This is a genomic window from Gluconacetobacter takamatsuzukensis, from assembly GCF_014174275.1.
Lineage (GTDB): Bacteria > Pseudomonadota > Alphaproteobacteria > Acetobacterales > Acetobacteraceae > Gluconacetobacter > Gluconacetobacter takamatsuzukensis.
Genome location: NZ_JABEQK010000004.1, coordinates 213,051 through 236,535, shown reverse-complemented (window position 1 = coordinate 236,535; position 23,485 = coordinate 213,051). Strand labels below are relative to the sequence as shown.

The window sequence follows — 23,485 nt, the reverse complement described above, 5'->3', positions numbered from 1 at the left end:
TTCAGTGCCGGCTCAGTTTCTGGCCCAGCACTGTCGAGGCCCGGGCCAGCAGGCCCAACCTCGGCACCGACTGCCCGGCCACAAGCTGCATCCGGATGTCGGGCAGGCCGGGGTTCGTCAGCACCAGGTCGCCCAGCACCTGCCCCGCCACCACCGGCGCCGCGACCGGCGCCTGGTAATCCACCCCGACATGCACCCGTGTCCGCCACCCGTGCGGCAGCGTCATCACGACATCCCGCGTGGCCACCAGCGGCACGGTCGGCTGGGTACCCAGCCAGACCGAGGCCTGCTCCACCACATCGCCCTTGCGGAACAGGGTGGCGTTCTCGAAATTCGCGAACGCCCATTCCAGCAGCCGCTCGCCCTCATGCGCGCGCGCATTGCTCGACGGCATGCCGTTCAGCGCCAGCACCACGCGGTTGCCGCCCCGGTCGGCGCTGGCGCACAGGCCGAACCCGCCGGCATCGGTGTGGCCGGTCTTCAGCCCGTCGGCCAGCCCCTTGTCCACCAGCACGTTGCGGTTGCCCTGCGAGATCTTGTTGAAGCGGAAATCCTTCTCCGAGAAGAAGTGATAATATTCCGGAAAATCGCGGATCAGCCGCACCGCCACGGTCGCCACGTCGCGGGCGCACATATAATGGTTGTCCCCCGGCCAGCCGGTGGCATTCACGAAATGCGAATTGACCAGGCCGATCTTGCCGCCCACCTCGTTCATCTGGGCGACGAACTGCTCCTCGGAGCCCGAGATCCCTTCGGCCAGCACGATGCAGGCATCGTTGCCGGACTGGATGACCATGCCCTGGATCAGGTCCTGCACCGGAATGCTCTCGCCCAGCGGCACGAACATCTTCGAACCCTGCATGCGCCACGCCTTCTCGCTGACCGGCAGCGCCTGGTCCAGCTTCAGGCGGCCCGATTTCAGCATGCTGAAGACGATATAGGCCGTCATCATCTTGGTCAGCGACGAGGGCGGCATGCGCTCGTCGGCCGCCTTCTCCAGCAGCACCGTGCCGGTCGTGACATCCACGATGCAGGCCCAGCGGGCGACGGTATCGACCGGCCCGATCAGGCTGGCGGCCGGCGGCCCGGCGGGGGCGGCGGCCTGGTCCGGGCCGGATTCGTCATCCGATTGCGCGGCGGCCGGGGCACCTTCGGCCCCATGCGCATGGCGCCGGCGCGGCGCGGCCACGGCAGCCAGAGAACCGGTGGCGGCCAGCAAGGCCGTCCCGGCCAGAAGAAACCTTCGGGTTTGCACGTTCATCCCTATTCGACGACGATCCGGGCGCCGGTCATCCCGGCACCCAAAAGCTGGTCCAGCGCCCTGTCCGCCCCGGAGACATTCATGAAGGGCCCGACATGGACCCTCCAGGCCGCCCGGCCGCGTTCCTGCACCGGGATCACCCGGCCGCCGGTCCGCGCGGCGGCCACCTGGGCATAGCGCAAGGTGGAAAAGGTCCCGGCATCCACCCACAACATCCCGCCCTGCACATATCCCTGCCGCAGCGCAGGCGGCAGGTCGCGCATCAGGGCCGAGACATCGGTGGTCCCGACCGCACCGGTGGGCGCCGAAACGATGGTGCCCCCGCTGCCGGGCCGATCCAGCGACTCCGCGCGGATCTGGTCGACCGGCGCGGCCGAAACGTCCAGATGCTGGCCGCCCGGCAGGGCCTCGGCCAATTGCTCGTTCTCGGCCTCGTGCCCGATGACCTCGACCTGCACCGGATTGGCACCAACCCCCAGCAGCGCGGCCACGCGCGGGGTCAGGCCGATCAGGCGCCCGGGCTCTTCCGGCCCCCGGTCATTCAGGCGGATGGTCAGCTCCCGCCCGTTCTCCAGGTTGCGCACGGTCACGATGGCCGGCAGTTGCAGGGTGGCATGGCGGCCGGTCAGCGATTGCGGGTCGTAATGCTCGCCATCGGCGGTGACATAGGGCGTCTGGTCGGGGTCGGCGACCGCCAGCCCGGTCTGCCGATAGCCGAAATCCTCGCGCGGATAGTGCCACACCCCGTCCATCTGGTAGGGCGCGCCCACCACATAATGCGGATCGGCCGGTGGCAGCGGTGGTTCGGCCCGATGACAGCCCGCAAGTCCCAGCACGGCCAGCGTCGCGGGCAAGGCACGCCGCATCACGTGACGTCGCGACCCAGCAGGCCGACGGCCAGCGCATAGAAATCCGATGGGTTGTAGCGCCGGATGACCGAGAAATTGCGATAGACCATGAAGGCCTCCCCTCCGGGCCCATCCGGGCGGATCACCGCCCCGCGAATATCGGTGCGCGAAAACGCGCTGCCATCGGCCCGGCGCACGCCCTGTCCCATCCACTCTTCCAGGGTGCGGACATTGGCACGCCCCAGCTCGCCCTGCGCCAGCGTCGCGGGCACCGAGACCTCCTGCCCCCAGGGCTCGCCCGCAACCCAGCCGCAGCCCGACAGGTAATTGGCGATCGAGGCCATGACATCCGGCTCGCTGCTCCAGATATCCCGGCGGCCGCTGCCGGTATAATCGACGGCATAGTGCAGATAGGCACTGGGCATGAACTGCGGCTGCCCCATCGCGCCGGCGTAGCTGCCCAGCATCGAATCGGGTTCGACATCCCCATGGTCCAGAATCCGCAGCGCGTTCATCAGCTCGCCGCGGAAGAACGACGCCCGCCGTCCGTCATAGGCCAGCGTGGCCAGCGCATCGGCGACATGAAACGTCCCCATCCGCGTGCCATAGGCCGATTCCAGCCCCCAGATCCCCACCAGCGGCTGGCGGTCGACGCCGTAATGCGCGCTCACATCCGCCAGCAGCGCGGCGCGGGCCGCCGCCGCCGCGCGCCCGTCGGCAATCTTCTTCGGCGTCAGCACCTTCTGGCGATATTGCGCCCAGGTCAGGGTAAATTCGGGCTGGTGGCGATCCAGCTCCAGCACCCGCGCATTGGGCGCCTGCAATGCCAGCGCCCGGTCGACGGTCGCGGCCGCCAGGCCATGGCTCACGGCCTCGGCCCGTACCCCGGCCAGGAAGGCGGAATAGGATTGCTGCGCCGCGCGCGCCGTGGGCACGCCGGCGGCGAAAGCGGCCGAGGCCGACAGCAGGAAATCACGGCGTCCGATCATGACCGAAGCTGTGCCACAATCCGCTGGCGCCTTTCAATCCTCGCCGCTGGCGGCAGGCGATTTGGCGGTGATGGCGAAGCGTGCCACAAGGTCCCCAATCCGGGCACGGCCCCGGCCGGTTCGCCCGGCCACCGCGCGGAACGGGTTCCATGGGCAAGAGGTTCACAACGTGCGGATTCCGACCCGATTCTTTCTGCCGTTCCGGGACTGAACGGCAGCACCCCGGTCATGTTTCCCTCGCTCTCCGCCCTGTTCGCCAAGGCCGGCGCCGCACCCGCCGTCCAGGCGCTGGTCATCATCATCGGCACCTTCATCCTCGAGGACGCCGCGACCATCCTGACCGCGATGGAGGTCCAGACCGGCCAAGTCGCCCTCCCTGTTGCCCTACTCGCACTTTATGTCGGGATCGTGGCGGGCGACCTGGGGCTGTACGGCCTGGGCAGGCTGGCTGCCCTGTGGCCGGCGGCCCGGCGCTGGGTCAAGGTCCCCGGCGACGAGGGCGGAGAAAACTGGTTCGGCCGCAACGTGTTCCGTATCGTGTTCATCAGCCGTTTCATCCCCGGCGCGCGGCTGCCGCTCTATACCGCCTGCGGGTTCTTCGGCGCGTCGCTGCGGCGCTTTGCCCTGGCGGCGGTGCTGGCAACCCTGATCTGGACAACACTGCTCTTCGCCCTGTCGCTACAGGTCGGCCATTTCCTCATCACGCATCTGGGTGCATGGAAATGGGCCGGAATGGGAGGATTCGCCCTGACCATCCTTCTCGTCGGCCGGATCGTGGCCAATGTGCGGAGTCCGTCCCGATGACCCATGTCTCCACCGCAACCACGCGCCCGGCCGATGCGTCCCGGACGCCGTCGCCGCTGTCGATGTTCGAATTCTGGCCGGGCTGGGCCTTCTACACGCCCATCGTGCTGTACTGGATCGCGATGGGCCTGCGCCACGGCGACCTCAGCCTGCCCACCGCCGCCAATCCCCGTATCGAGACCGGCGGTCTGTGCGGCGAAAGCAAGACCGATATCCTGGACATGGCGGGCGACGTGGCTCGCGAATGGATCGCCCCCTACACCACCGTCACCACCGGCTCGGCCGACGACGCCGCCGCCGCGACCACGGCCCTCGCCCGCGCCGGGCTGGCGCTGCCGGTGGTGGTAAAGCCCGATATCGGATGCAACGGCACGGGCGTGAAGCTGGTCACCACCCCCGACGAGCTGGCGCGGGCACTGGCCCTGTTCCCGGCCGGCATCCGGCTGGTGTTGCAACGCCTGATCCCCTTCGAGCACGAGGCCGGCGTGTTCTACATCCGCCACCCAGACGAAGAACGCGGCCGGATCACGTCCCTGACCTACAAGGAAGCCCCGGTCCTGGTCGGCGACGGCCGCTCGACCGTCCGCCAGCTGATCGACGCCGACGCCCGCACCCGCCTGGTGCCGCATCTCTACCTGCCCCGGCTCGGCGCGCGGGTCCACGACGTGCTGGCGGCGGGCGAGACGATGCGCCTGGTCTTCGCCGGCAATCACTGCAAGGGCTCGATCTTCCGCAACGGCGCCGACGACATCACCCCGGCCCTGACCGAGCAGATCGACCGGATCATGCGCGACATCCCCGATTTCCATTTCGGCCGAATCGACCTGAAATTCGAATCGCTGGCCGCCCTGCGCCTCGGCCGGGGGTTCGAGATCATCGAAATCAACGGCGTGGGGTCCGAGGCGACCCATATCTGGGACTCCCGCACCACGCTGCGCGAGGCCTATGCCGCGCAGTTCCTGCATTACCGCGAAACGTTCCGCATCGGCGCAAAGAAGAAAAAGGCAGGCTGGCGGTCGTCGGGCGCCTTCACGATGCTGCGTTACTGGCGCCACCAGAAGAAACTCCTGGCCTCCTATCCGCTTAACGACTGAGCGGCCGTCCGTTATCGCTGCCCGGCAATCCGGCGCGGGGCTACGGCGCCGAATCGGAGGGCAGGCCACCATTCCCGAAGATATAGTTACTGACCTGCTGCTCCAGGCTGACGGCTTCCTGCGCATTGGTAATCACCGCGCCGGGGGCCAGCCTGTCCTTCGCCGTGCCCGGCTGGATCATCAGCGAATCGTCGCTGGTCATGGTCGCGCTGCCGATCATCACCCCGCTATCCGCCGGCAGCGACAGCGCCCGATCCACCGTAAAGCGCACATTCGCCACCGCCATCACCGGGTCGAGGACAATGTCGGTCACGCGCCCCACGGGCACGCCGGCCAACTGCACGTCCGCGCCCACATGCAGCCCGTTGGCCGAAATGAACCGCGCCGTCAGCGGATAGCGATCGTGACTCGGATCGGTCAGCGAGGCCCGGGCATAGCCGTAGAATACGACCGCAACCAGCAGCACCAGACTGCTGAAGACGATCGCGCTCCCTTTTTCCCGCACCAAATGCCCCACTCCCCGTTTCCCTCGGCCCGGATTTCGCCATACTCTCAGGCAAGTGCTTGCCGAGCTGGTGAAAAATGGGCACCACGCCAGTCTAAATCGCCATGGACAGCCGGACAATGACAGTTTTCCAAGCCATCATGATCGCGATCCTCCAGGGGGCGACCGAACTCTTCCCGGTCAGCAGCCTGGGCCACGCCGTCATTGTCCCCGCCCTGCTGGGCTGGGTGTTCGACGCGCAGGGGGAAATCTTCCTGCCCTTCCTGGTCATGCTGCATCTGGGAACGGCGGTGGCGCTGCTCTATTTCTTCCGCAGCGACTGGATCGCCATCTTCCAGGGCATCACCGGCCGCAACGGCAGCCAGCGCCAGGCGGAGAGCATCCACATCCTGGCCCTGCTGGTCGTGGCCACCATTCCTGCGGTCATCATCGGCGGGCTGCTGGAACACTGGCTACGCGCCCTGTTCGGCAGCGCCCGCTATGCCGCGATCTTCCTCGTCCTCAACGGTTTCCTGCTGCTCATCGCCGACCGGCTGCGCGGCAGCCAGTCCGTCCAGCTCGGCCGCCCCATCGCGTCGCTCACCTATGCCGACGCCCTGATCATCGGCCTGTGGCAATGCCTCGCCTTCTTCCCCGGCATCTCGCGCTCGGGCGCCACGATGGTCGGCGGCCTGTTCCGCAAGCTCAATCACGAGGGCGCGGCCCATTTCTCGTTCCTGATGGCCCAGCCGGTCATCATCGGGGCCGCGGTGCGCGAGGCCGCGCACATGCGCCACGTCGCCATCCCGCCCGGGCAGATGCAGCTGGCCACGCTGGCCGCCGTGGTGGCCGCCATCACCGCGCTGGCCAGCACCGCCTTCCTGATGCGCTATTTCCGCAAGCACGAGCAATGGGCCCTGCGCCCGTTCGGCTATTACTGCATCGCCGCCGGCGCCGTCGCCTACATCGTCCTGGGCCATTGACCGGCCACCCGGCCCCCTGCATTCCGGATACCATGACACGCTCCGCCCGCCTTCGCCCCCTGCTGGCGATCAGTACCCTGCTCGCCCTCGCCGCCTCCGCCGTCGCATCGGCCGCCGCCCCCAAACCCAAAGCGGCCCCCAACCTGGCCATCGCGCAGGTCTCGCGCATGGACACGCCCTGGTGGCACCGGCGCTTCGCCGACAAGCAGGCCGAAATTGCCGCCGGGCAGTACGACGTGGTGTGGCTGGGCGATTCGATCACCCAGAACTGGGAGCGCACCGGGCCGGAGCCGTGGCGCGATTTCGCACCGGTCTGGCAGCATTATTACGGCGACCGCCACGCCATCAACCTGGGCTTCAAGGGCGACAGCACCTGCCATGTCCTGTGGCGCCTGGCCCATGGCGAGCTGGATTTCCGCAAGCCCCCGCGCCTGTTCGTGGTCATGATCGGGGCCAATAATTTCGGCCATGTCCACACCGACGCGGTCCAGACCTATCCGGGCATCGCCCGCATCGTCGATGCGATCCATGCCCGCTTCCCCACCACGCAGGTCCTGCTGCTGGAGGTCCTGCCCTCCATCCGCTCGGCCTGGATCAGCGCGAACACAAGCCAGCTGAACGGCATGCTGGAATCCGACATCCGCCGGGGCCGCCCGTGGCTGCACGTGCAGGATGTCGGCGCGGCCGTCGGCGGCCCCGGCGCGCCCGACCGGTCACGCTTCCTCGACCCGCACCTCACCCCGCCCGACCCGCCACTCCACCCCACCGCCGCGGCACAGCAGGACATCGCGCGAATGATCGAGCCCACGGTGGCGGCGATCCTGGGCGACCATCGCCATTAAAAGCCTGACCGGAAATGTGCGCTGGTGGCGATCCGACGCGCGTCCCTCACGACCCATGCGGCAGTGCCGGCGCGGCCTGTGGTCTTGCGCGGGAACACCTTTTGCAACGATACAGGCTTTCCCCGATATGATATTGTGAAATTTATGTCTCTCCCTCCAGCTGCTACCAGTCGCCTACGGCTTCGCAAGACCATCCAGCAAATCGAATCCGAAAGCCAGAACCACGGGTTACGGCGCACGCTTGGCCCGATCCAGCTCATGATGCTGGGCGTGGGCTCGACCATCGGCGCCGGCATCTACGTCATGACAGGGACCGCCGCCGCCAATTACGCGGGTCCGGCCATCCTGCTCTCCTTCCTCGTCGCCGGCATGGCCTGCCTGTTCACCGCCCTGTCGTACGGCGAGTTGGCCTCGACCATGCCCGTCTCCGGTTCGGCCTACAGCTACGCCTATGTCTCGATGGGCGAGGGCGTCGCGTGGGCGGTCGGGTGGCTGCTGCTGCTGGAATATGGCGTGTCCTGCGCCGGGGTGGCGGCCGGGTTCTCCGGCTACGCCACCAGCCTGCTGCACGATCTGGGCGTCCATGTCCCCACCTTCCTCAGCACCACCCTGGTCCAGACACTGCCCACCGCCCATGGCGCCAGCCTGCTGGTGGCGCCCCGGATCGACCTGGTGGGCGCGCTGTCGGTGGTCGTGGTCACGGCGCTGCTGGTCCTCGGCATCGAGGAATCGGCACGGATCAACACGCTGATCGTGTTCATCAAGGTCGGCGTGCTGATGCTCTTCCTGTTCTTCGGCATCCGCTACGTCCACCCCGGGAACCTGCTGCCCTTCATCCCACCCAGCGAGGGCGGGTTTCATTTCGGGGTTCCCGGCATCTTCCGCGCCGCCTCGGTGATCTTCTTCGCCTATGTGGGGTTCGAAACGGTATCGACCGCATCCTCCGAGGCCCGCAACCCCAGGCGGGACGTGCCGCTGGGTATCATCGGCTCGCTGCTGTTCTGCACGCTGGTCTATATGTGCGTGGCCACGGTGCTGATCGGGGTCGTTCCCTTCCGCCAGTTGGGCGTAGCCGACCCGCTGGCCATCGCGGTCGACGCCATCGGCCAGCCCTGGCTGGCACTGCTGGTCAAGGTCGGCGCCGTGGTCGGCCTGTGTTCGGTGATCCTGGGCCTGCTCTACGGCCAGACCCGCGTCTTCTTCACCATCGCCCGCGACGGGCTGCTGCCGCCGATCTTCTGCCGCCTGCACCCCACCTTCCGTACGCCGTGGGTCGGCACCATGGTGCTGGGCGCGCTGGTGGCGGTCGCCACCGCCACCCTGCCGATCGACATCATCAGCGACCTGGTCAGCCTGGGCACGGCGGCCGCCTTCGGCATCGTCTGCTTCACCGTCATCTGGCAGCGCAACGCGCGGCCCGACCTGCCGCGCCCCTTCAGCGTGCCGCTGGGCGGCATCCGGATCGCGGGGGTCTGGATCGGCGTGGCCCCGGCGCTGGGCATCCTGTTCTGCCTGATCATGGCGGGCCCCCTGTTCGTGGACATGATCCGCGCCCTGTTCAACGGCAACCCGCTCCCGATGATCCTGCTGGGCACCTACGTGGTGCTGGGCATCCTCAGCTATGTCTTCTACGGCCATTCCCACTCGCGCCTGGGCCGCGAGGACAGCACGGCCATCGTCTGAAACACATGCGCGCCGGCACCTGTCCGGCGCGCATGTCCAACCGGCCGGCTACGGCCCGGCCGGGCCGGTATAGGCCCCCGGCGGCGGCCGATCGATCGGCGGCGCCACCATCAGCGCCTCGTGGCCGGCAAGCGACGAGACATGGGCCAGCCGCTCGCGCGGCAGGGCCTCGGGGCACTCATCGCGCAGAAACACGATGATCTGCTCGCGGATCTCGCAGCGCAGGTCCCAGCTCCGCATGGCCGTACGCGCGCTGGCGATGATCCGCACGGTCATGACATGGGCGCTGCAATCGGCCACCTGCACGTCGAACACCTTGCCGTCCCACAGCGCGCTGCCATGCACGATCTCGCGCAGCCGGACGCGGATACGGTCCATGGGCGCGTGGAAATCGACGTAGAGGAACACGACCCCGATCAGCGCCGCCGAATTATGGGTCCAGTTCTGGAACGGATTTTCCAGGAACCACGAAATCGGCACGATATGCCGCCGCCAGTCCCACACCCGCAGCACGACATAGGTGGCGGTGATCTCCTCCACCCACGCCCAGTCGCCGTTGATGATGATCAGGTCTTCCATGCGGATCGGCTGCGTCATCGCAATCTGCATGCCCGCGATCAGGTTGGTCAGCAGCGGCCGCGCCGCAAGACCCACCACCACCGAAGCCGCACCGGCCGACGCAAACAGGCTCAGTCCGTATTCCCGCACCGATTCGAACGTCATCAGCGCCGAACCCACCGTCAGCAGCCCCACCAGGATGTCGGCCATCCGCCGCAGCACCCGTACCTGCGTCATGTGGGTGCGCAGCAGGATATCGTCGCGGTCGTCCTTGCCGGTAATCCGCGCCAGATAAGCATCGGACAGGATCCGCATGGCCACGATCGCCGCATACCCCACCATCAGCACGAACAGCACCAGCAATCCGTGACCGCCCAGCTGCATCGTGCGGTAGGAAAAGCCCGAGGCCGGCAGCGCGGTCGCGACGAAGACGATCGCCAGCATCACCCGCGCCGGGCGCTGCATCGCCGTCGTGAACGACCGGACGAACGCCCCCCTCTTCTGCCCCGGAATCCGCAGGACCAGCTTGGTCATGATCCGGCTGCAGATCTCGGCCATCAGCGCCGCCGCGCACAGCACCAGCACCGAGGCCATGGTGCCAGGCAGCCAGTCGAAGGAGATACGAATCTGGGTCAGAAGGTCGATAAAGGCGTTTTTCACGAATCCGGGTTCACTCTTTCCGTAGGGGCGACGCGCTCTGCCGACGGCATGAATGGCGTCAAATCAATAAGGACGAGGTGCTTCTTTAACCATGATGGGAAGCCTCCCTCCAAACGCCATCCGTGGGTTGACTTTACCCGGACGGGGCGATATCTCCCACTTCACCGACGCGATGGCGGCGTAGCTCAGCGGTAGAGCAGGGGAATCATAATCCCTTGGTCGGCGGTTCAAATCCGTCCGCCGCTACCATCGGTCGGTTTTCCCATTCTTCGCCTGTGTTTGCAAAGCCGGCCTCCGGGGCGAACCCGCAGCGCCGCTTTACGCCCGGCGTGCCTTTGCCCGCCCCCGAAACGCAGACAATCCGCATAACCGTCCAGACCGGCGGGCCCACCCATGGCGGGCCCGCGCGCACGACCGTCACATGCGTCCCGCTCAGGACGGCGGAACGGCACCCCGGGCGGCGGCCACGTCCTGCGCCGTCACATGCCCGACCCGATTCCCGAAATGCCCAATGGCATAGTTCGCGATGTCGGCCAGGTCCTGGTTGCGATATTCGGGCCCGAACCCCGGCATGACCATCGCACCATGCGCGCTTTGCAGCGTCGCACCCTCCACCATGGTCCGCACCAGGTTCCGCCCGTCGGTCTCGCCCAAGCTGCGTGCGCCCCACACGGTGGCGAAGTCGACCTGCCGCCCCTGCCCGTCCGTCAGATGGCACCCGGCGCAGGCACCGGCGAACAGCCGCCCGCCATTGCTGTGGTTGGGTCCCGCCTGGGCCAGGGCCTCGGGCGAGACGACCGCGATGGTTTCGTCCGAGCGCCGGGCCGGCAGGCTGCGCAGATACGTCACCATCGCCGCGACATCCTCCGGCGTCAGGTAGCGCAGGCTGTGGCTGACCACTTCCGCCATCGGCCCCACGGCCGTCCCGCGCCCGTCGGCATGGCCGGTGGACAGGTAGGCTGCCAGTTGCGGGTCGCTCCACGCGCCAATGCCGCTATCGACATCCGACGAGATATTATACGCCAGCCAGCCATCGATCGTGGCCCCGGCATAGGATTTCGTCACCGACAGCGCCTGGAGCATGTTCCGGGGCGAATGGCACTCCCCGCAATGCCCGGCCGCATCGACCAGATAGCGCCCCCGGTTCCACGCCGCCGACCGCCCCGGCTCGTCCGCCAGCGGGCCCGACGGGCGATAGAGCAGGTTCCACCCGATCATCGCGAGCCGGATATTATAGGGAAAGCGCACCTGGTTGGCCGGTGCCGGCGCATGGACCGGCCGCAGGCTCATCAGATAGGCACGAATGGCGCGCACATCCTCTTCCGTCATCTTCGCGTACGACGCATAGGGCATGACGGGATAGAGATGCCGCCAGCCCGGCCCCACGCCGCGCCGAACGGCGGAATCGAACTGCGCGTCGCTATAGCGCCCGATCCCGGTTTCCGGATCGGGGGTGATGTTGGGGGCATAGATGGTGCCGATCCCCGGCAGGTCGAACGCCCGCCCCCCGGCATAGGGCACGCCCCCCTGCTTGGTATGGCAGACCTCGCAATCCGCCGCCTGTTCCAGATAGGCGCCGCGCCGCACCAGGTCGGCATCCTGCGCCCGCGCTACACTGCCCGTCAGCACGATTCCGGCCAGGACGGCCATGCCCGCCGCCCGGCGCCCGAGGCGCCGCATGGTCGCGCCGCTCATGCCTGCGGCCCCGTCAGGGGCAGGCGCCGATAGCGGCGGCCGGTGGCGGCGGCCATCGCATTGGCAACGGCGGCGGCGGCGGCGGCCGTCCCGGTCTCGCCGATGCCGCCCGGGTCCTCGGTGCTGTCGATCAGATGCACCTCGATGGCCGGGGATTCGTTCATGCGCAGGATCCTGTACGTGTTGAAATTCTTCTCCTGCACGCGTCCCTTCTCCAGCGTCACCTCGTTGAACAGGGCGGCACTCAGCCCGAAGATCAGCCCGCCCTCGATCTGCGAGATAACCTGGTCGGGATTGACCACCCGCCCGCAATCGACGGCAACGACGGCCCGGCGAACGCGCACGGTGTCCATCGCGGACATCTCGACCTCCATCACGGTGGCGAGGTACGAGCCGAAGACATATTGCAGCGCCACCCCGCGCCCCACCCCGTCCGGCAGCTTGGTGCCCCATTCCGCCTTCTCGGCCGCCAGGTCCAGCACCGCGCGGGCACGCGGATGGTCCGTCGTCATGCGGCGGCGGAACGCCACAGGGTCGACCTTCGCTTTGGCCGCCAGCTCGTCGATAAAGCTCTCGATGACAAAGACCCCGCGCGTGCCGCCGACCCCGCGCCACCAGGCCGTCACCACGCCCGGCGCCTCGCGCCGCGCATAGTCCAGGAACATCGCGGGGATGGCATAGGGCGTCTCGACCGTGGCCACCAGCAGGTCGTCATCGACACCGTTGGGCAGCAGCGCCTCGGGCGCCCAGCGGGCAACCACCGCCGGCCCGACGATACGGTGCGACAACCCGACCAGATTGCCATGCGCATCCAGCCCGCCGACCAGATGGTCGACATAGGCCGGACGATACCGGTCCATCGTCAGGTCCTCCTCGCGGCTCCAGACGATCTTGAGCGGATAGCCGACCTGGCGGGCAAACTGCACCGCCTGCGTGACATATTCATGCTCCAGCCGCCGGCCGAACCCGCCGCCGATATACTGGTTGTGCAGAAAGACCTTCTCCTTCGGCAGCCCCGTCACCTCGGCCGCCGCATCGCGCGCCCGCATCGGCACCTGGGTCCCGACCCACACGTCGCATCGCTCGGGCGTCACATGCACGGTGCAGTTGATCGGCTCCATCGGCGCATGCGCCAGCAAGGGCTGCTGGTAGACCGCCTCCACCCGCGTCGCCGCGCCGGCAATGGCCCCCTTCGCATTGCCCTTGGTGTGGGCGACGATGGCAGGCCCCTGCAACGCCTCATGCAGTTCGCGATAGACCGTGTCCGTGGAGACGGTGGCATTCACCCCCTCGTCCCAGGAAATCGCCAGGGCCTCCAGCCCCTTGCGCGCGGCCCAGTAATGGTCCCCGACCACGCAGACCGCATTGCCGATGGTCAGCACGTCGCGCACGCCGGGCACCTGCCGCGCCGCGCTGTCGTCGACATGCAGCAGCACCCCGCCCATGACCGGGCAGGCCGCGACGGTGCCGATCTTCATGTCCGGCTGCTGGACGTCGATGCCGAAGGTCGCGGTGCCGGCCACCTTGGCCGGCCCATCCAGCCGGTGCTGGGCATGGCCGATCAGGCGAAAGGCCGATGGGTCGCGCAACGCGACGGGGCTGGCGGGCACCGGGAGGGCCGCCGCCTCGACCGCCAGCTCGCCATAGGTCAGGGTCCGCCCGGTGGGCACATGCCGCACCACCCCGCCCCCGGTCTGGCACGAGGCCGGATCGACCACCCAGCGGTCGGCGGCGGCGCGAACCAGCAGGGTGCGGGCCACGGCACCGGCCTCGCGCAGGCTGGTCCAGGTCGCAATCGTCGAGGTCGAGCCGCCGGTGGCCTCGGTCCCCAGTTCCTTGGTCACATACGCCTCGTCCGGCGGCGCGGGCTCGATCTGGATCTGGTCCAGCCCCACATCCAGCTCCTCGGCGATCAGCATCGCCTCGCCGGTATAGATCCCCTGCCCCATTTCGACATTCGGCAGGATCAGGGTGATGCTCCCATCCGGCGCGATCCGCACGAAAGCATTGGGCGCGAACGGCCCGGTCTGATCCTCGACAATCCGCGTCGCCGCTCGCGCCCGCCCGCGCGGCAGCATCGCCGCCATCAGCAACCCGCCCGCCCCGGCCAGGGCGCCGCGGCGCGAAATCCCGATCGTTCCGACCGCCATCAGACCACTCCAGCCACGTTACGGATGGCCGCGCGGATCCGGCGATAGGTCCCGCAGCGGCAGATATTGCCCGACATCGCCTGGTCGATCTCGTCATCCGAAGGATGCAGGTTGCCCTTCAGCAGGGCCACGGCCGCCATGATCTGGCCAGGCTGGCAATAGCCGCACTGCACCACGTCGATATCCAGCCACGCCTTCGTCACCGCCGCCGCCACCTGGTCGTCGGCCAGCCCCTCGATGGTGGTTACGGGCCGGTTGCCCACCAGCGAGACCGGCAGCGAACAGGCCCGCACCGCCTTGCCGTCGACATGCACCGTGCACGCCCCGCATTGGCCGATGCCGCAGCCGAATTTCGTGCCCGGAAGCCCCATGACATCCCGCAGGACCCACAGCAGCGGCATGTCATCGGGAACATCCACCTGATGCGCCGCGCCGTTTACCTGCAATGTCAGCATACAAATCCTCCGGACCAGACAAACCGGGTCGCGGACCGGCGATCACCCGCCGGCCCGCCGTACCGATATCCGAACAGTATCGAACCGACCACGCCCGATGGCCACCCCTGTCGTCAGGGCGGCGGCCGATGCCCCGGCTCGTCGGCCGATGCAGGCAGCGCATCCGACAGGTCGGCCGTCGCCAGCGCGATCGCATCGTCCGAGGGCGTCAGCACCGCGCTGTCGCCCGCCAGCAGCGTCACCCCCGACCGTTCGGTCGTATGCCGCGCCCGCGTCAGCTCATCGAGATTGGCCAGGATGTCCGGATACTCGGCCACCAGCCGGCGGAAACGGCGCGTGCTCATGCTCAGGAACTGCCCGAACTGCAACGACCGCGTGACCGCCCGCGCCGGCATGCGCGACAGCGCATCGTCCGCGCCGATCACATCCCCGGCCCCGAACCGCACGTCATGCTCGGGGAAATGGGTCTCGGCCAGCCCCGCGCTGATGAAATAGACGGTGCGCACCCGCCGCCCGCGCCGGTACAGCCGCTCGCCCGGCGAGGTAAAATGGATCGACAATTGCGGCGCGAGCGTATGCAGCACCTCGTCCGACAGGCCCCGGAACACCGGCAGCGCCCGCATCCTGGCCTCGATCCCGGCCTTGATATTGAAGGTCAGGGGCGCGCCCAGATGCCCCCGCCGCCGTTCGACATCCCGATGCAGCTCGCGATGCAGCTCGTCGCTGATCAGCGATTCGGACAACAGCGAATCATATTCCTCGCCCTCCAGCCGCAGCGAGACCTGTTGCAGCAGGCGCATCTCCAGCGCCTCCGAATAGCCCTGGTAATGCAGCCGCAGCGTCTGCAACGCCTCGTTCAGCAGCTTGCGCTGCCGCTCCAGCACCTCGCCGACGATCTCGCCGATGCGGCTGCCCAGCGTCGGCTCCATGCGGGTACGCATGAATCGGATCAGCGACAGCGAGACGAAATAACTGATCATCAGCATCTCGAACCGCTCGCTCATGCACGACATCAGCGGCTGGTCGAAATGGAAGCGATGATGGATCGCCTGCGCGATCCGGAACCGCAGCGACGGCCGCAGCCGCCGGCGCAGCGCCCGGACATAGCCGAAGCGCCCTTCCAGCCGGGCCCCGTCGACCATCGCCTCGGCCGAGCGCAGCAGCGTCTCCATCACCGGGCGCGACAGCCCCTGGATACGGAACAGGTCCAGCAGGATCGAACGCTCGCGGTTGGCAATCACGATCAGCGCCAGCGTCACCCTCTGCCGGTCGCCCAGCGCGGTATCGAATGTATTGGCCTGCTCTTCCTCCTCCACCTGCCGGCCAAGCTGGCTGATGACGGTGTCGGACACGGCGCGGGAGAAGCCCAGCTCCTCGGCCACCTCGCTGGTGCGGTCCCGCACCTCCCCCAGGCCGATCCCCAGCACCTGGTGGCGCAGCGCCTGGTCGATGGGCGAAAGCTGGTCCAGCTTCAGGAACAGGACCAGATAGCGCAGCGTGGTCCCGTTGACGAACAGCGTGATCAGCACGAACCCGGTGGCGATGATCCCGATGAAATGCGCGACGGGGGTCGAGACATGCCGGTTCTCGGTCACGGCCAGCGCCAGCGCCAGCGTGATCGCCCCGCGCAGCCCGCCCCAGACCATCGTCACCTTGAAGGGCGTGGGCACCGGCGGCGACAGGCGCGTGGCCGCCAGCAGTGGCAGCAGGCCGAACACCACGGCCCCGCGCGCCAGCAGCCCGGCCCCCGTCGCCAGCAGGATCAGCACGCAGTCCCAGCGCGTCATGCCCACCAGCAGCCGCGGCACCAGCATAGACGCCAGCACGAACACCAGCGACCCGGCCCAGAATACCAGCTGCTGCCAGAGTTCATTGAGAAACCGCCAGGTCTGCGGCCGAAAGGTCGAGGGCCCATAGACCGACATGGTCAGCCCCGCCGACGCGGCGGCCACGACGCCCGAAAAGCCCAGGAATTCGTCGCAGAGGATATAGACGATATAGGGCAGCGCCACCGTCAGCGTGATCTCCGCCGCCGGCGCCGCGCCGATGGTGGTGATCATCAGCAGCGTCAGCCGCCCGAACAGCACGCCCATGACGATGGCGCCGATGAACGAGACCAGGAATTCCAGCAGCGCGCTGCCCGGCGCGATCCGGTGATGCGACGTCACGGCCGCCAGCAGCAGCGAGAAGATCGAGATCGCCGCCGCGTCGTTCAGCAGCGCCTCGCCCTCGACCAGCCGGGTCAGCCGGCTGCTGGCCCCGATATCGCGGAAAATCCCCGCCACCGCCGATGGATCGGTGGTCGCCACGATCGCCCCCAGCAGCAGGCAGACCGAAAGCGGCAGCCCGGCGAAGGGAAACAGCGCCAGCCCGATGGTCGCGGTCGACACCACCACCGCCACCACCGCCAGCAGCAGCACGGTCGCCGTCTCATGCGCCAGACGGCGGACATCGATGGCCAGCGCGCCCTGGAACACCAAAGCGGGCAGGAAGATCAGCAGAAACGCCTCGCTGTTCAGCGGAAAATCTAGCAGCGTCTCGGCGGCACCGTTGAACAGTTCGGTATAGGACGAGCGCAGCACCAGGTCGGCGCTGCCGCCCAGCACGATTCCCGCCAGCGCCAGCAGCACCGTCTCCGAGATCTCCAGGCGTCGGGCGACCGGCTGTACCGCGCTGACGACCACCAGAAGCGCGGCGATCGCCAGAAGAACCGCAGCCAGACCCGTCACCGCCATCCGTCAACACCTCCCTGTCGCCTCACGCCCAGCCTGTCCATCGTGGCATGAAAGTATGACATTCCGATGGCCCGGGGCCGCTCGACACGGCACCGTACCTTCGCCCGCGCACCTGCCCCGAAAAAGCATACCGGATGATTAGCGGCAACGGCCCCGGCCGGTCACGTTATGCTGCCATGCTGAAACACGGCCCCCTCGGCCGTGGCCGCCAGCCACGCCCGGACCTGGGCCTCGGGGTCCGGCTGGCCGATAAAGTCCGACACCGCCGAAACGCAATCCGCCCCCGCCGCAATGCACGACGCGGCCCGCGCCAGCGTAATCCCGCCGATGGCCACCAGCGGCACCGCGCCCACCAGCCGCTTCCACTCCGCCAGCCGTTCGACGCCCTGCGGCCCCCAGGGCATCTGCTTCAGCTTCGTCGGCCAGACCGGCCCAAGGGCGACATAATCCGGGCCGACCGAAAGCGCCCGGTCCAGCTCGCCCGTGGAATGGGTGCTCACGCCCAGCTTCAGCCCCCCGGCCCGGATCGCCGGCAGGTCGGCCTCGTCCAGATCCTCCTGGCCCAGATGGATGAAATCGATCCCCTCATCCAGCGCCAGCCGCCAGTAATCGTTCAGCACCAGACACACGCCATGCCGCGCGGCGTGGGCACGCGCGGCGCGGATTTCCGCCAGTAGGGCCGCGCCCTCCAGGTCCTTGACGCGCAGCTGGATCAGCCGCGCCCCCGCCCCGCCCAGCCGGTCGATCCACGCCGCCCGGTCGACGACCGGATAGATCCGCGAGGGCAGGCTCATGCCAGCACCGCTTGGCCAAGGACGGGGGTGGAGGGTGCTGCCATGTCGCGCTGCTCCATCGGGTCGGCCGTGCGGGCGATCAGCCCGGCCTCGACCGCCAGCCGAAACGCCGCCGCCATTCGCGCCGGATCGCCCGCCTGCGCCACGGCGGTATTGATCAGCACGGCGTCATAGCCCAGCTCCATCGCCTGTGCCGCGTGCGACGGCAGGCCGATCCCCGCATCCACCACCAGCGGCACATCGGGAAAATGCGCCCGCAGCGCGCGCAGGCCGAACACGTTGTTCAGCCCCTTGCCCGATCCGATCGGCGCCCCCCAGGGCATCAGCACCCTGCAGCCCGCCCGCAACAGGCGCTCGGCGCCCACCAGGTCCTCGGTCATGTAGGGAAAGACGTTGAACCCGTCCTCGCTCAGGATCCGGGCCGCCTCGACCAACGCGAACATGTCGGGTTGCAGCGTGTCCGATTCGCCGATGACCTCCAGCTTGATCCAGTCGGTCTCGAACACCTCGCGCGCCATGTGGGCGGTCGTCACCGCCTCCTTCACCGTGTGGCAGCCGGCGGTGTTGGGCAGCACGGGCACGCCGAGGTCGCGAATCAGCGACCAGAACGCCTGCCCGGCACGGCTGCCGACCGATTCGCGCCGCAGCGACACCGTCACCACCCCGGCCTGCGCCGCCCGCACCGAGTCGGCCAGGATCTCGGGCGACGGATATTGCGCCGTGCCCAGCATCAGGCGCGACGACAGTTCGGTACCATAGAACAGCATGGGCCTATCCCCCCTGCATGGGCGCGAGGATCTCGATCCGCGCACCCTCGTCCAGCGTCCATGAAGCGCGACGCGATGCGGGCACGAACGCCCCGTCCACCGCCGTCGCCACCCTGGCGTCGCCATAGCCCAGTTCGTCCAGCAGGCCGGCCAGGGTCGCCGTCGCGATCTCGCGCGGCTCCTCGTTCACCAGTATCCTCACGTCATTCCTCCCTGCCCCGCACGGCGCCCGGCGGGGCGTCAGGCGGCAGAGCCGCCGAACACGATGTCGCCCACCCGCCGCGCCCGCGAGGGCGACAGCAGGAAACCGTGGCGATACATCCCGTTCACATAGACCGTATGCCCGTGGACGGTCACGGCCGGCACATTGTCCGGATAGGCAGGCCGCACGCCGACCCCGGTCTCGACGATTTCGGCCTCCCCGAAGGCCGGATGCAGCACATAGGCGGCAGTCAGCAACTCCACCATCGAGCGCAAGGTCATGCTGGCAAGGCTCTCGCTCTCCACCATCGTGGCCCCCACCATGAACAGATGGTCCGCCCGGGGCACGATGTAAACCGGGATGCGCGGATGCAGCATGCGGACCGGGCGGCTCAGCGTCACGTCCTGGCAGCGCAGCAGCACCATCTCGCCCCGCACCCCGCGCAATCCGGTCAGCCGGTTTTCGGCCGAAATCCCGGTGCAGTCCACCACCCAGTCGGGCCGCGCGCCATGCCACGGGTCGTCGGGCATGCTGTCGGCCGGCGCATTGACGCTGATCCTCCCCCCCAGCGCCACCAGCCGGGCCCGCAACGCCGCCAGGGCCTTGCGCGGGTCGAGATGCCCCTCCTCGGGAAAGAACAGCCCCTTGTCGAACCGCCCTTCCAGATCGGGCTCCAGTGCTGCGATCGCGGCACCGTCCACGGTCTGGAAATGGCTGGTCCGCCGGGCAAACCGCGCGATATCCGCAACATCGCGCGGCGGTGCCAGAACCAGCGTACCGTTGCGCGCCACGTCGGGCACATGGGCCGCCCACCAATCGACCGATTCGAGCGAATCGCGCGTGACCTCCGGCGGCGCGGATTCGGCCTCGCACCACGGCGCGAGCATGCCGCCCGCCATCCATGACGCCCCGGACCCTTCCCGCCCGCCGATCTCGGCCAGCACCACGTCGGCGCCGCGTTCGGCCAGCGTCACCGCGCTGGTCAGCCCCGCCACCCCGGCCCCGCGCACCAGTACCCGCGGCCGCGCGCCGGATTCCACCTTCGTCATGGATATCGCTCCCTTCCCACCGCCGGGCCGGCCCGGCGGTTCGCGGTGCGAGGATGTTTCCTCCAGCCGACGAAGACAACAGCCCGGGGCGACAGGCCAGGCCAGACCGCCCGTGGGCGCCCGGCTACTCCACCGTTACCGACTTGGCCAGGTTGCGCGGCTGGTCCACATCCGTCCCCTTCAGCAGCGCGACCTCATAGGCCAGCATCTGCACCGGAATCGTCTGGATCACCGGGGCGGTGAATTCGCTCACCGTGGGCAGAGCGACCACGATTTCGGCCAGCCCGCGCAGGCGCGCTTCCCCCTCGGTATCGGTAAAGACCAGCAGCCGCCCGCCCCGCGCCCGCGCTTCCTGGAGGTTGGAGAGCGTCTTCTCGAACAGCCGGCCCGAAGGCAGCGTGGCCACGATCGGCACCGTGCTGTCGATCAGCGAGATCGGCCCATGCTTCATCTCGCCCGCCGCATAGGCCTCGGCATGGATATACGAGACCTCCTTCAGCTTCAGCGCCCCCTCCATGGCCACCGGAAAGGACGATCCGCGCCCCAGATACAGCACGTCGCGCGCCTCGGCGACGACCGCCGCCATCTCGCGGATCGCGGGCGCCTGGTCGAAGACCTCGTTCGCACGGCTGGGCAGGTCCAGCAGTTCGGCCACCAGATCCTGCTCCTGCGCCGCCGTCAGCGTGCCCCGCGCCCGCCCGATCGCGATCGTCAGGCACGCCAGCACCGAAAGCTGCGCGGTAAAGGCCTTGGTGCTGGCCACCGAGATCTCGGGCCCGGCCACGGTCCCCAGCACGACGTCGCTCTCGCGCGCCATCGTGCTCTGTTCCACGTTCAGTACCGACAGGATATGCTGCCCCCGCGCCCGCATCCCGCGCAGCGCCGCCAGCGTGTCCGCCGTCTCGCCGGACTGCGAGATCAGCAGGCCCAGCCCGCCGGGCGTCAGCGGCGGATCGCGGTAGCGCAGTTCGCTGGCCACATCGATATCGACCGGCAGCCCCGCCATGCCCTCCAGCCAGTAACGGCCGATCAGCCCGGCATAGAAGGCCGACCCGCACGCCGTGATCGCCGCGCGCGGCAGCCCGGCCAGGTCGAACGGCAGGTCCGGCAGCATGACCCGCCGGGTCGCGGGGTCGATCAGCCGCTGGAGCGTCTGCCCGATCACCACCGGGTGCTCGTGCAACTCCTTGTCCATGAAATGCCGATAGCCGTCCTTGCCGACCGAACCGGCGATCAGCGCGGTGGTGCGCACCGCGCGCTCCACCCGCTCGCCCGACGCGTCGAAGAATTCCGCGCCGTCCGGCGTCACCATCACCCAGTCGCCATCGTCCAGATAGGCGATGCGGCGCGTCAGCGGCGCAAGGGCAAGGCTGTCGGACCCGAGGAACATCTCGTTCTCGCCATACCCCACCACCAGCGGCGCCCCATGCCGCGCGCCGATCAGCAGGTTGTCGTGCCCGGCAAAGATCATCGCCAGCGCATAGGCCCCTTCCAGCCGGCGCAGCGTCGCAAACGCCGCCTCGCGCGGCGACAGGCCGCGCGCCAGATGGAAATCGACCAGTTGCGCCACGGTCTCGCTGTCGGTCTCGGTCACGAAGACGTGCCCGGCCTGCTCCAGCTCCCGCCGCAGGGTCTCGAAATTCTCGATGATGCCGTTATGCACCACCGACACGCGGGGCGTGCCGTGCGGATGGGCGTTGTTCTCGGTCGGCGCGCCATGGGTGGCCCAGCGCGTATGGCCGATGCCCGTCACCCCCGCCAGCGGCGCGCGCGCCAGCACGGCAGCCAGATTGTCCAGCTTGCCCGCCGCCCGACGCCGCTCGATCCGCCCGTCCACCAGCGTCGCGATGCCGGCGGAATCGTATCCGCGATATTCCAGCCGCCGCAGGGCGTCGAAGATGATCGGTGTGGCATCCCTGCCGCCGACGACGCCGACTATGCCGCACATCACCCCTGCTCCTTCTTTTTGCGGCGCAGGGCGTCGCGCAGCGCCGCCCCCCGTCCGTCCTTGTTTTCCTGCCGCGCCCGGCCGAAGGCCAGGGCCCCTGCCGGCACGTCTTCCGTCACCACGCTGCCCGCCGCGACCAGCGCACCGTCACCGATGGCCACCGGCGCGACCAGGATCGCATCCGACCCAATGAAGCAGTCCGCCCCGATCTCGGTACGGTGCTTGAACACGCCGTCGTAATTGCAGGTAATCGTGCCGGCCCCGACATTGGTTCCGGCCCCGATCGCCGCATCCCCCAGATAGGTCAGATGGTTGGCCTTCGCGCCCGCGCCCAGCGTCGTACCCTTCAATTCGACGAAATTGCCGACATGCGCGGCCGCTCCCACATCGCTGCCCGGCCGCAGCCGCGCATAGGGCCCGATCAGCGCCCCCGGCCCCACCATGCAGCCCTCCAGATGGCTGAAGGCGCGGATCTCCGCCCCACCCAGCACCCGCACCCCCGGCCCGAACACCACATGCGGCTGGACCAGCACGTCAGGCTCGAAAACGGTATCGACCGACAGAAAGACCGTCTCCGGCGCCACCAGCGTCACGCCCGCATCCATCGCCGCCGCGCGCAGCCGCTTCTGGACGCAGGCCTCGGCCTCGGCCAGCTCGGCGCGGGAATTGATGCCGCGCAATTCGTCCTCGGGCGCCTCCACGGCACGCACCTGCTGCCCTTCGGCCACCGCCAGCGCCACCACGTCGCCCAGATAATATTCGCCCTGCGCATTGTCGTTGCGCACCATCGACAGCCAGCGGCGGAAGGTCCCGGCCTCGGCACACAGCACGCCGGCATTGCACAGGCCGATCGCGCGTTCCTGCTCGCTCGCGTCAGCCCATTCCACGATCCGCCGCACCAGCCCGTCCTCGCTGACGATCCGCCCATACCGGCCCGGATCGCGCGGCCGCATCGCCATCAGGGCCAGCCCCACGCCGGGGGTCGCCCGGCAGGCCAGCAGGTTGCGCATGCTCTCGGGCGTGATCAGCGGATTGTCGCCATACAGCACCGCGACATCGCCATCGCCGAACAGGTCGGCCGCCTGGGCTGCGGCATGGGCCGTGCCCAGCCGATCCGCCTGCACCACCACGGCGTGCGGCGCGGCAAGGGCGGCCACCTGCTCCATGCCCGGCCCGACGACGACGACGATCCGGTCGAAAACCGTGGCCGCATGATCCAGCAGGTAGCGCAGCATCGGCCGCCCTGCGAGCGGATGCATCACCTTCGGCTGGGCGGATTTCATACGCGTCCCCATCCCCGCCGCCAGGATGACGGCGGTGGCGGGATGACGGGCGGACAGGTCCGCTGGCGTCGCGGACAGAGGCGGGGCATTCATGTCTTGCGGGTAGCGGGCGGGGATCGGCCCTGTCAAATAAAGGGGTGATCGCGGCCCATCACTTAGGTTTACGAATTACTGCATCCAGCCCGACAGCCCCGCCCCGGG

General features: G+C 68.5%; 20 protein-coding genes and 1 tRNA gene. 6 read left to right on the top strand and 15 right to left on the bottom strand.

The window, feature by feature from the left end; translation table 11 throughout:
* Nucleotide 1: 1 nt before the first annotated feature.
* The 3 genes from HLH27_RS07370 to HLH27_RS07360 are packed head-to-tail and all read right to left on the bottom strand — an operon-like array spanning nt 2 to nt 3,098.
* Nucleotides 2-1,261 carry a D-alanyl-D-alanine carboxypeptidase family protein gene (locus HLH27_RS07370; RefSeq protein ID WP_182949132.1) on the bottom strand — a complete coding sequence of 420 codons (1,260 nt, stop codon included), beginning with the start codon at nt 1,259-1,261 and terminating at the stop codon, nt 2-4.
* A 2-nt stretch (nt 1,262-1,263) separates the two neighbouring features.
* A complete protein-coding gene (locus HLH27_RS07365) occupies nt 1,264-2,127 on the bottom strand; it encodes an SPOR domain-containing protein (protein ID WP_246375597.1) in 864 nt (287 codons plus the stop codon).
* Nucleotides 2,127-3,098, bottom strand: coding sequence for a lytic murein transglycosylase (locus HLH27_RS07360; protein ID WP_182949130.1), 972 nt, complete (start codon nt 3,096-3,098; stop codon nt 2,127-2,129). The genes HLH27_RS07365 and HLH27_RS07360 overlap by 1 nt, the downstream gene beginning before the upstream one ends.
* A gap of 228 nt (nt 3,099-3,326) precedes the next feature.
* On the opposite strand from HLH27_RS07360, the gene HLH27_RS07355 reads away from it, so the two are divergent.
* Entirely contained in the window at nt 3,327-3,902 is a 576-nt protein-coding gene (locus HLH27_RS07355) for a DedA family protein (protein ID WP_182949128.1), read from the top strand.
* A complete protein-coding gene (locus HLH27_RS07350) occupies nt 3,899-4,996 on the top strand; it encodes an ATP-grasp domain-containing protein (protein ID WP_182949126.1) in 1,098 nt (365 codons plus the stop codon). The genes HLH27_RS07355 and HLH27_RS07350 overlap by 4 nt, the downstream gene beginning before the upstream one ends.
* Nucleotides 4,997-5,036: 40 nt before the next feature.
* Here the strand turns inward: HLH27_RS07350 and HLH27_RS07345 are convergent, their stop codons facing one another.
* Nucleotides 5,037-5,504 (bottom strand): MlaD family protein, encoded by a 468-nt coding sequence (locus tag HLH27_RS07345; RefSeq protein WP_182949299.1) that lies wholly within the window; start codon nt 5,502-5,504, stop codon nt 5,037-5,039.
* 116 nt (nt 5,505-5,620) lie between these two features.
* Between HLH27_RS07345 and HLH27_RS07340 the strand changes: the two genes are divergently transcribed.
* The 3 genes from HLH27_RS07340 to HLH27_RS07330 all read left to right on the top strand — a co-directional run bounded on the left by HLH27_RS07340 (nt 5,621) and on the right by HLH27_RS07330 (nt 8,988).
* On the top strand, nt 5,621-6,463 hold the full coding sequence (locus HLH27_RS07340; protein WP_182949124.1) for an undecaprenyl-diphosphate phosphatase: 843 nt from the start codon (nt 5,621-5,623) through the stop codon (nt 6,461-6,463).
* A 32-nt stretch (nt 6,464-6,495) separates the two neighbouring features.
* Entirely contained in the window at nt 6,496-7,305 is an 810-nt protein-coding gene (locus HLH27_RS07335; RefSeq protein ID WP_182949122.1) for a GDSL-type esterase/lipase family protein, read from the top strand.
* Between the two features lie 144 nt (nt 7,306-7,449).
* The gene (locus HLH27_RS07330; protein ID WP_182949120.1) at nt 7,450-8,988 is read left to right on the top strand and encodes an APC family permease; all 1,539 of its coding nucleotides are present in this window, start codon (nt 7,450-7,452) and stop codon (nt 8,986-8,988) included.
* 48 nt (nt 8,989-9,036) lie between these two features.
* Here HLH27_RS07330 and HLH27_RS07325 read toward each other — a convergent pair whose 3' ends face one another.
* The gene (locus HLH27_RS07325; RefSeq protein ID WP_182949118.1) at nt 9,037-10,206 is read right to left on the bottom strand and encodes a mechanosensitive ion channel domain-containing protein; all 1,170 of its coding nucleotides are present in this window, start codon (nt 10,204-10,206) and stop codon (nt 9,037-9,039) included.
* A gap of 174 nt (nt 10,207-10,380) precedes the next feature.
* On the opposite strand from HLH27_RS07325, the gene HLH27_RS07320 reads away from it, so the two are divergent.
* Nucleotides 10,381-10,455 (top strand) — tRNA-Met (locus tag HLH27_RS07320).
* A gap of 183 nt (nt 10,456-10,638) precedes the next feature.
* On the opposite strand, the gene HLH27_RS07315 is transcribed toward HLH27_RS07320, so the two are convergent.
* The 10 genes from HLH27_RS07315 to glmU form a co-directional block, all read right to left on the bottom strand.
* Entirely contained in the window at nt 10,639-11,901 is a 1,263-nt protein-coding gene (locus HLH27_RS07315; RefSeq protein ID WP_220790322.1) for a cytochrome c, read from the bottom strand.
* The gene (locus tag HLH27_RS07310; RefSeq protein ID WP_182949116.1) at nt 11,898-14,051 is read right to left on the bottom strand and encodes a xanthine dehydrogenase family protein molybdopterin-binding subunit; all 2,154 of its coding nucleotides are present in this window, start codon (nt 14,049-14,051) and stop codon (nt 11,898-11,900) included. Before HLH27_RS07310 ends, HLH27_RS07315 begins: the two co-directional genes overlap by 4 nt.
* Nucleotides 14,051-14,506: a (2Fe-2S)-binding protein gene (locus HLH27_RS07305; protein WP_182949114.1), complete on the bottom strand. Its 456-nt coding sequence runs from the start codon at nt 14,504-14,506 to the stop codon at nt 14,051-14,053. The genes HLH27_RS07310 and HLH27_RS07305 overlap by 1 nt, the downstream gene beginning before the upstream one ends.
* Before the next feature lie 113 nt (nt 14,507-14,619).
* Nucleotides 14,620-17,241, bottom strand: coding sequence for a cation:proton antiporter domain-containing protein (locus HLH27_RS07300; RefSeq protein ID WP_182949112.1), 2,622 nt, complete (start codon nt 17,239-17,241; stop codon nt 14,620-14,622).
* A 161-nt stretch (nt 17,242-17,402) separates the two neighbouring features.
* Nucleotides 17,403-18,035, bottom strand: a complete 633-nt coding sequence (locus HLH27_RS07295) for a thiamine phosphate synthase (protein WP_182949110.1) — start codon at nt 18,033-18,035, stop codon at nt 17,403-17,405.
* A complete protein-coding gene (locus tag HLH27_RS07290) occupies nt 18,032-18,802 on the bottom strand; it encodes a thiazole synthase (RefSeq protein ID WP_182949108.1) in 771 nt (256 codons plus the stop codon). Before HLH27_RS07290 ends, HLH27_RS07295 begins: the two co-directional genes overlap by 4 nt.
* Nucleotides 18,803-18,806: 4 nt before the next feature.
* Nucleotides 18,807-19,004 (bottom strand): sulfur carrier protein ThiS, encoded by a 198-nt coding sequence (gene thiS, locus HLH27_RS07285; RefSeq protein WP_182949106.1) that lies wholly within the window; start codon nt 19,002-19,004, stop codon nt 18,807-18,809.
* A 38-nt stretch (nt 19,005-19,042) separates the two neighbouring features.
* Nucleotides 19,043-20,053, bottom strand: a complete 1,011-nt coding sequence (locus HLH27_RS07280; RefSeq protein WP_182949104.1) for an FAD-dependent oxidoreductase — start codon at nt 20,051-20,053, stop codon at nt 19,043-19,045.
* A gap of 124 nt (nt 20,054-20,177) precedes the next feature.
* On the bottom strand, nt 20,178-22,001 hold the full coding sequence (gene glmS / locus HLH27_RS07275) for a glutamine--fructose-6-phosphate transaminase (isomerizing) (RefSeq protein WP_182949102.1): 1,824 nt from the start codon (nt 21,999-22,001) through the stop codon (nt 20,178-20,180).
* A complete protein-coding gene (gene glmU, locus HLH27_RS07270; protein ID WP_182949100.1) occupies nt 22,001-23,377 on the bottom strand; it encodes a bifunctional UDP-N-acetylglucosamine diphosphorylase/glucosamine-1-phosphate N-acetyltransferase GlmU in 1,377 nt (458 codons plus the stop codon). Before glmU ends, glmS begins: the two co-directional genes overlap by 1 nt.
* Nucleotides 23,378-23,485 lie beyond the last annotated feature (108 nt).